The following is a 7,049-nucleotide window of genomic DNA, read 5'->3' as shown; positions in this document are numbered from 1 at the left end:
TTCCTCCCCCCTGTGATCAATTGGGGAACTCTCTCCCTTTCCCCCCTCTCCTTCTCCCCCCCCTCTTCTTTTTCCCCCTTCCCTCCCTTCTTCCCCCCCCCCCCCCCCCCCCCCCCCCGGACGCCGTTCGCGTGGGGTGGCCGCCCCGGGGCCGGCGAACCGCATCCAGGTGGTCCGCCGCAGGCCGGGAGCGTGATCCAGCCGGGTCCCGGGGCCGTCCGCCCACGGGCCGCGCAACGAATCGCCGTTCGCCCCCCGCTCCACGCAACGATCCGCGCACCGGCGCGCAACGGCTCCTTCTTGTCCGGCCGCGCGCGCCGACCGTACCTTCTTTCTGACCCCCCTAAACCCCCCGTTCCGGTGAGGATCACGCATGCGCACCGCCCTGCTCCAGAGCTCCGGCCGCCCCGGCTCCGTCGCCGAGAACCTCAAGGTCCTCGACGAGGCCGCGGGCCGGGCCGCCGCCGCGGGCGCCGGGCTGCTGGCCACGCCGGAGATGTTCCTCACCGGGTACGCCATCGGCGACGACATCGCCCGCCTCGCCGAGGCCGCCGACGGGGACTCCGCCGACGCGGTCGCCGAGATCGCCACCCGACACGGCCTGGCCGTCCTCTACGGGTACCCGGAGCGCGAGGGCGGGACCGTCTTCAACTCCGCCCAGCTGATCTCCGCCGACGGCACCCGCCTCGCGAACTACCGCAAGACCCACCTCTTCGGCTGCTTCGAGCGCGACCACTTCACGCCGGGCGAGCAGCAGGTCGTCCAGGCCGAGCTGAACGGCCTCACCGTGGGCCTGCTGATCTGCTACGACGTCGAGTTCCCGGAGAACGTCCGCGCCCACGCCCTGGCCGGCACCGACCTCCTCGTCGTCCCGACCGCGCAGATGCACCCCTTCCAGTTCGTCGCCGAGTCGGTGATCCCGGTGCGCGCCTTCGAGAACCAGATGTACGTCGCCTACGTGAACCGGGTCGGCCAGGAAGGGGAGTTCGAGTTCGTCGGCCTCTCCGTCCTCGCCGGTCCCGACGGCGTCGCCCGCACCCGCGCCGGCCGCGCCGAACAACTGGTGCTCGCCGACGCCGACCCCGCCTTCCTGGCCGCCTCCCGGGAGAACAACCCGTACCTGAAGGACCGCCGCCCCGGTCTGTACGGCTCCCTGGTCTGAGCCGCCGCCCCCAGCCCTCCCCCCTGTTCCACCTCGTGCAAGGAGTCCGTACCCCATGACGTCCACGGTGCCCAACGCCGTCGAGCACACCGACGAGCAGCAGCCGCCGATCACCATGTTCGGCCCGGACTTCCCGTACGCCTACGACGACTTCCTCGCCCACCCGGCGGGCCTCGGCCAGATCCCGGCCACCGAGCACGGCACCGAGGTCGCGGTCATCGGCGGCGGTCTGTCCGGCATCGTGGCCGCCTACGAGCTGATGAAGATGGGCCTCAAGCCCGTCGTCTACGAGGCCGACCAGATCGGCGGCCGGCTCCGCACGGTCGGCTTCGAGGGCTGCGACGACTCGCTGACCGCCGAGATGGGCGCCATGCGCTTCCCGCCGTCCTCCACCGCGCTCCAGCACTACATCGACCTGGTCGGCCTGGAGACCAGGCCGTTCCCGAACCCGCTCGCCGAGGCGACCCCGTCGACCGTGGTCGACCTCAAGGGCGAGTCGCACTACGCCGAGACGATCGACGACCTGCCCCAGGTGTACCGGGACGTCGCCGAGGCCTGGGGCAAGTGCCTGGAGGAGGGCGCCGACTTCTCCGACATGAACCGCGCCATGCGCGAGCGGGACGTGCCGCGCATCCGCGAGATCTGGGCGAAGCTGGTCGAGAAGCTCGACAACCAGACCTTCTACGGCTTCCTCTGCGACTCCGAGGCCTTCAAGTCCTTCCGGCACCGCGAGATCTTCGGCCAGGTCGGCTTCGGCACCGGCGGCTGGGACACCGACTTCCCGAACTCCATCCTGGAGATCCTCCGCGTCGTCTACACCGAGGCCGACGACCACCACCGCGGCATCGTCGGCGGCTCGCAGCAGCTGCCGCTGCGCCTGTGGGAGCGCGAGCCGGAGAAGATCGTCCACTGGGCCCACGGCACCTCGCTGGCGAAGCTGCACGAGAACGGCGAGCCCCGCCCGGCCGTGACCCGCCTGCACCGTACCGCCGGCAACCGGATCACCGTGACGGACGCGAACGGCGACATCCGCACCTACCAGGCGGCGATCTTCACCGCCCAGTCCTGGATGCTGCTGTCCAAGATCGCCTGCGACGACTCGCTCTTCCCGATCGACCACTGGACCGCCATCGAGCGCACCCACTACATGGAGTCCAGCAAGCTCTTCGTGCCCGTGGACCGGCCCTTCTGGCTGGACAAGGACGAGGAGACCGGCCGGGACGTCATGTCGATGACGCTCACCGACCGCATGACCCGCGGCACCTACCTGCTGGACGACGGCCCGGACAAGCCCGCCGTCATCTGCCTCTCCTACACCTGGTGCGACGACAGCCTGAAGTGGCTGCCGCTGTCCGCGAACGAGCGGATGGAGGTCATGCTGAAGTCGCTCGGCGAGATCTACCCGAAGGTCGACATCAGGAAGCACATCATCGGCAACCCGGTGACGGTCTCCTGGGAGAACGAGCCCTACTTCATGGGCGCGTTCAAGGCCAACCTGCCGGGGCACTACCGCTACCAGCGGCGCCTGTTCACCCACTTCATGCAGGACCGGCTGCCCGAGGACAAGCGGGGCATCTTCCTCGCCGGCGACGACATCTCCTGGACGGCCGGCTGGGCCGAGGGAGCCATCCAGACCGCGCTGAACGCGGTCTGGGGCGTCATGCACCACTTCGGCGGCGAGACCGACGCGACGAACCCGGGCCCGGGTGACGTCTACGACGAGATCGCACCGGTGGAGCTTCCCGAGGACTGACCCGGGAGACGGACGAAGGCGCGGGCGGCCGGCTCGGACTCCGGCCGCCCGCGCCTTTTCCCACCCCGCGTCCGGTCGCGAGGGGACGGAGTGCCGGCCGGGAAGCGGCGGCGTCAGCCGGAGAACGGCGTCAGCAGCATCCGGCCCGCGAACCCCACCGCCGCGTCCAGCCGTTCGGTGAACTCCTCGGCGACCTCGCCGCAGTGCCGCAGCGCCCACAGGGCCCGGGCCGCGGCCCAGGTCGCGTCGCGGGCCCGCTCCAGGCTCCAGCAGCCCAGCAGATGGGTCAGCGGGTCGGCGATCTGGAGCAGGTCGGGACCCGGCATGAGCTCCTCGCGGACGCGTTCCTCCAGTGCCGCGAGGAGATCGCCGACCCGGTCGAACTCGTCCTCCAGGTCGGCCGGTTCGCAGCCGAGCGTGCGACAGGCGTCGACCACGGCCAGCGCCAGGTCGTGCCCGATGTGGGCGTTGACGCCGGCCAGCGCGAACTGCAGCGGCCGTACCCCGGGATGGCGGCGGAGCTGGAACAGCGGCCGCCAGCAGGCGGGCGGGCGGCGGTCCGCGGCGGCCGCGTCGACCGCCGCGAGATAGCGCTCGGCGAACCGCACGTCCAGCGCGGCCGCCGCACGCGGGTCCGGGAACTCCCCGGCGTCCAGGCGCCGGCCGACCTCCTCGGTGACGGCCAGGTAGACGCGGTTGAACACGGCGACCCCGTCCCGCGCGGGCAGCGTCGCGTCCAGCGCGCGCATCCGCGCCACGACGGCGTCGACGGGGGCGGTGAGGTGTTCCGGCTGCACCATGGGGGAAGGGTCCCAGCCCGGGACCGGCCGGAGTGCCGACCGGCCCGCTGCTTCGCCGGAACGGGGGAACGCCGGCCTACGACTCGGCGCGCGGCGCCGTCGGGCCCGGGTCCGCCTCCGCGTCGTAGGAGGACGTGCCCTCGTCCAGCAGCGGCTCCTGCCGCTTGAGATGGGCCGGGGCGAAGGCGCGCAGCGCGTGGTAGCCGGTGATGACGACCAGGGTGCCGAGGGCGATGCCGCTGAGCGAGAAGGTGTCGGTGAACTTCATGGAGACGTTGCCGACGCCGATGATGATGCCCGCGGCGGCCGGCACCAGGTTCAGCGGGTTGCGCAGGTCCACCTTGGCGTTCAGCCAGATCTGGGCGCCGAGCAGGCCGATCATGCCGTAGAGGATGACGGTGATGCCGCCGAGGACGCCGCCCGGGATCGCGGCCACGACCGCGCCGAACTTCGGGCACACGCCGAAGAGCAGCGCGAAGCAGGCGGCGGCCCAGTAGGCGGCGGTGGAGTAGACGCGGGTCGCCGCCATCACGCCGATGTTCTCGGAGTAGGTGGTGTTGGGCGGTCCCCCGACGGCCGTCGACAGCACGGAGGCGACGCCGTCCGCGGAGATCGCCGTACCGAGCTGGTCGTCCAGCGGGTCGCCGGTCATCTCGCCGACCGCCTTGACGTGGCCCGCGTTCTCGGCGACGAGGGCGATCACCACCGGCAGCGCGACCAGGATCGCCGACCACTGGAAGGACGGCCCGTGGAAGGAGGGCAGACCGATCCAGTCGGCCTTGGAGACGCCGGAGAGGTCCAGGCGCCAGTGGTCGGTGAGCTTGCCGCTCGGGTCCGCCGAGTGGATCCTGCCGAGGATCCGGTCGAAGGCCCAGGAGATGCCGTACCCGAAGACCAGCCCCAGGAAGATCGCGATCCGGGACCAGAAGCCGCGCAGGCAGACGACGGCCAGACCGGTGAACAGCATCACGAGCAGGGCCGTCCACTGGTCCTGCGGCCAGTACGTGGACGCGGTGACCGGGGCCAGGTTGAAGCCGATCAGCATCACGACCGCGCCGGTGACGACGGGCGGCATGGCGGCGTGGATGATCCGCGCGCCGAAGCGCTGCACGGCGAGGCCCACCAGGAAGAGCACCACACCGACGACCAGCACCGCGCCGGTCACGGTCGCGCTGGTGCCGCCCTGGGCGCGGATCACGGCGGCCACACCCACGAACGACAGGGAGCAGCCGAGGTAGCTCGGCACCCGGCCGCGGGTGGCGAGCAGGAAGATCATGGTCGCCACGCCCGACATCATGATCGCCAGGTTCGGGTCCAGGCCCATGAGCACGGGGGCCACGAAGGAGGCGCCGAACATGGCGACCACGTGCTGGGCGCCCAGCCCCACGGTGCGGGGCCAGGAGAGCCGTTCGTCGGGGCGTACCACCGCTCCGGGCGCGGGCGTGCGCCCGTCACCGTGCAGTTTCCAGCGCACGCCGAGGTCCATGGTGGGTTTCGCTTTCCTAGGTACGTGAAGACGGTCCGGACCATTGTCAGGGGTGGCCGGCGGCTCCGCGTGCCACGGTCCCCGACCGCGGGTCCCACCGCTGACCTGGGGGGCTTCCCGGCCCGGGTCCTGAGCGGTCGCTTAGTATGGTGGCGTACGGGGGTGTCACCACCCCTCCCGCACCGCCCAGGAGCCCTTCCCGTGACCGCCGAAGCCCCGATCGCCCCCGCCGTCTCCCACGGCCGGCTGATGCCCGTCACCGTCCACTTCGACGACCTCGACGCGCTCGGGCTGCTGCACAACGCCCGCTACCCGCTCATGGTCGAACGCGCCTGGACCGAGCTGTGGAACGAGTACGGCGTCCGCTTCGACGGCGACTGGGCGGCGGCCGGCGACGCCTGCAACGCGGTCAAGGAACTCCGCATCACCTACGAGGCCCCCGTCACCCGTCCCGGCACCTACGCCGTCCACCTCTGGCTGGAGCGGCTGGGCACCACCGGGCTCACCTACGGCTTCCGGTTCTGCTCGGCCGACGGCACCGAGACCTACGCCCGGGGCACCCGGGTGCTGGTCCGGCTGGACCCGGCGACCATGCGCCCCGCACCCTGGACCGAGACCTTCAGGGCCGCGGGTCGGGAACTGCTGCGGCCCGCCGGCTGATCTCCCCGCGGCCCCGCTCGGCGGTGCGCAGCACGCCCGCGAACACCGCGAGCCCGCACGCCAGCGCCGTCACCACCCCGAAGGACACCACCAGACTGGTGGCCTGGGCCACCCCGCCGATCAGGCTCGGCGCGACCAGCCCGGACGTGTAGGTGATGGTCGCCACGCCCGCGATGGCCTGGCTGGGGTGGGGGCCGGCGTGCCCGGCCGCCGCGAAGCACAGCGGGACGACCACCGCGATGCCGAGTCCCATCAGCGCGAACCCCGCCATCGCCACCGCCGGGTGTCCGGCGCACACGACCAGCAGCCCGCCCAGTCCCGCGAGGACACCGCCGGCCCGTACGGTGCGGACCGCGCCGAAGCGGTTCACCACCGCGTCCCCGGCGATCCGGGCGACCGCCATCGTCAGCATGAACCCGGTCGTGGAGGCCGCCGCCAGCCCGGCCGAACTCTCCAGCCGGTCCCGCAGGAACACCGCCGACCAGTCCAGGCTCGCGCCCTCCGCGAACACCGCGCAGAACCCGACCGCGCCGATCAGCAGGGCGGAGCGGGGCGGCAGCGCGAACCGCGGCGGCGGTTCCTCGTCCTCGGCCGGCTGGAGGTCCAGCACCCAGGCGCAGGCCACGAACCCCAGCACGGTGAGCGTGGCCGCCGCGAGCGCGAAGTGCAGGCGCGCGTCCGCGCCGAGATGCGCGGCCAGGGTGCCGGCGGCCGAGCCGACCAACGCGCCCGCACTCCACATGCCGTGCAGCCCCGACATGATCGACTTCCCGAGCAGCCGCTCCACCTCCACGCCGAGCGCGTTCATCGCGACGTCGGCCATGCCCGCGCTCGCGCCGTAGGCGAACATCGCCAGGCACAGGGTGACCAGGTTCGGCGCGACCGACGGCAGCACCAGGGAGAGCGTCCACAGCGCGAGCAGGCCGCGCAGTGCCGCACGGCTGCCGAAGCGGTGGCTGATCCGTCCCGCCAGCGGCATCGCGCAGGAGGCGCCGAACGCCGTGAAGGCCAGGGCGAACCCCAACTGGCCCGCGCCGAGCGAGGCATGGTCCTGGATCCACGGCACCCGGGTGGCGAACGAACCCGTCACGGCGCCGTGCACCGCGAAGACGGCCGCCACGGCGTACCGGGCGCGCCTGACCCCGCCCGGCGCGTGCGTCACGTCTCTCATGGTCCCGTCCCCTCCCC

The 7,049-nt window shown here is 72.3% G+C and carries 6 protein-coding genes; 3 read left to right on the top strand and 3 right to left on the bottom strand.

What is annotated here, in order from left to right:
• The first annotated feature begins 373 nt into the window (after window positions 1–373).
• The gene (locus ACZ4VF_RS25310; RefSeq protein ID WP_467928741.1) at window positions 374–1,162 is read left to right on the top strand and encodes a carbon-nitrogen hydrolase family protein; all 789 of its coding nucleotides are present in this window, start codon (window positions 374–376) and stop codon (window positions 1,160–1,162) included.
• Window positions 1,163–1,217: 55 nt separating this feature from the next.
• Complete coding sequence (locus ACZ4VF_RS25305) at window positions 1,218–2,915, top strand: flavin monoamine oxidase family protein (protein ID WP_467928740.1); 1,698 nt, start codon at window positions 1,218–1,220, stop codon at window positions 2,913–2,915.
• Between the two features lie 113 nt (window positions 2,916–3,028).
• Here ACZ4VF_RS25305 and ACZ4VF_RS25300 read toward each other — a convergent pair whose 3' ends face one another.
• Both ACZ4VF_RS25300 and ACZ4VF_RS25295 read right to left on the bottom strand, forming a co-directional pair.
• Complete coding sequence (locus ACZ4VF_RS25300) at window positions 3,029–3,715, bottom strand: DUF5995 family protein (RefSeq protein WP_467928738.1); 687 nt, start codon at window positions 3,713–3,715, stop codon at window positions 3,029–3,031.
• A gap of 76 nt (window positions 3,716–3,791) precedes the next feature.
• Complete coding sequence (locus ACZ4VF_RS25295) at window positions 3,792–5,201, bottom strand: uracil-xanthine permease family protein (RefSeq protein ID WP_467928737.1); 1,410 nt, start codon at window positions 5,199–5,201, stop codon at window positions 3,792–3,794.
• Window positions 5,202–5,402: 201 nt separating this feature from the next.
• Between ACZ4VF_RS25295 and ACZ4VF_RS25290 the strand changes: the two genes are divergently transcribed.
• Window positions 5,403–5,861 carry an acyl-CoA thioesterase gene (locus tag ACZ4VF_RS25290; RefSeq protein WP_467928736.1) on the top strand — a complete coding sequence of 153 codons (459 nt, stop codon included), beginning with the start codon at window positions 5,403–5,405 and terminating at the stop codon, window positions 5,859–5,861.
• On the opposite strand, the gene ACZ4VF_RS25285 is transcribed toward ACZ4VF_RS25290, so the two are convergent.
• Window positions 5,821–7,032 carry an MFS transporter gene (locus ACZ4VF_RS25285; RefSeq protein ID WP_467928735.1) on the bottom strand — a complete coding sequence of 404 codons (1,212 nt, stop codon included), beginning with the start codon at window positions 7,030–7,032 and terminating at the stop codon, window positions 5,821–5,823. The genes ACZ4VF_RS25290 and ACZ4VF_RS25285 overlap by 41 nt on opposite strands.
• Window positions 7,033–7,049 lie beyond the last annotated feature (17 nt).

Source organism: Streptomyces sp. NPDC029151 (assembly GCF_055564315.1).
The sequence above is the reverse complement of the archived record's forward strand: the minus strand, read 5'-3'. Positions and strand labels throughout refer to the sequence as shown.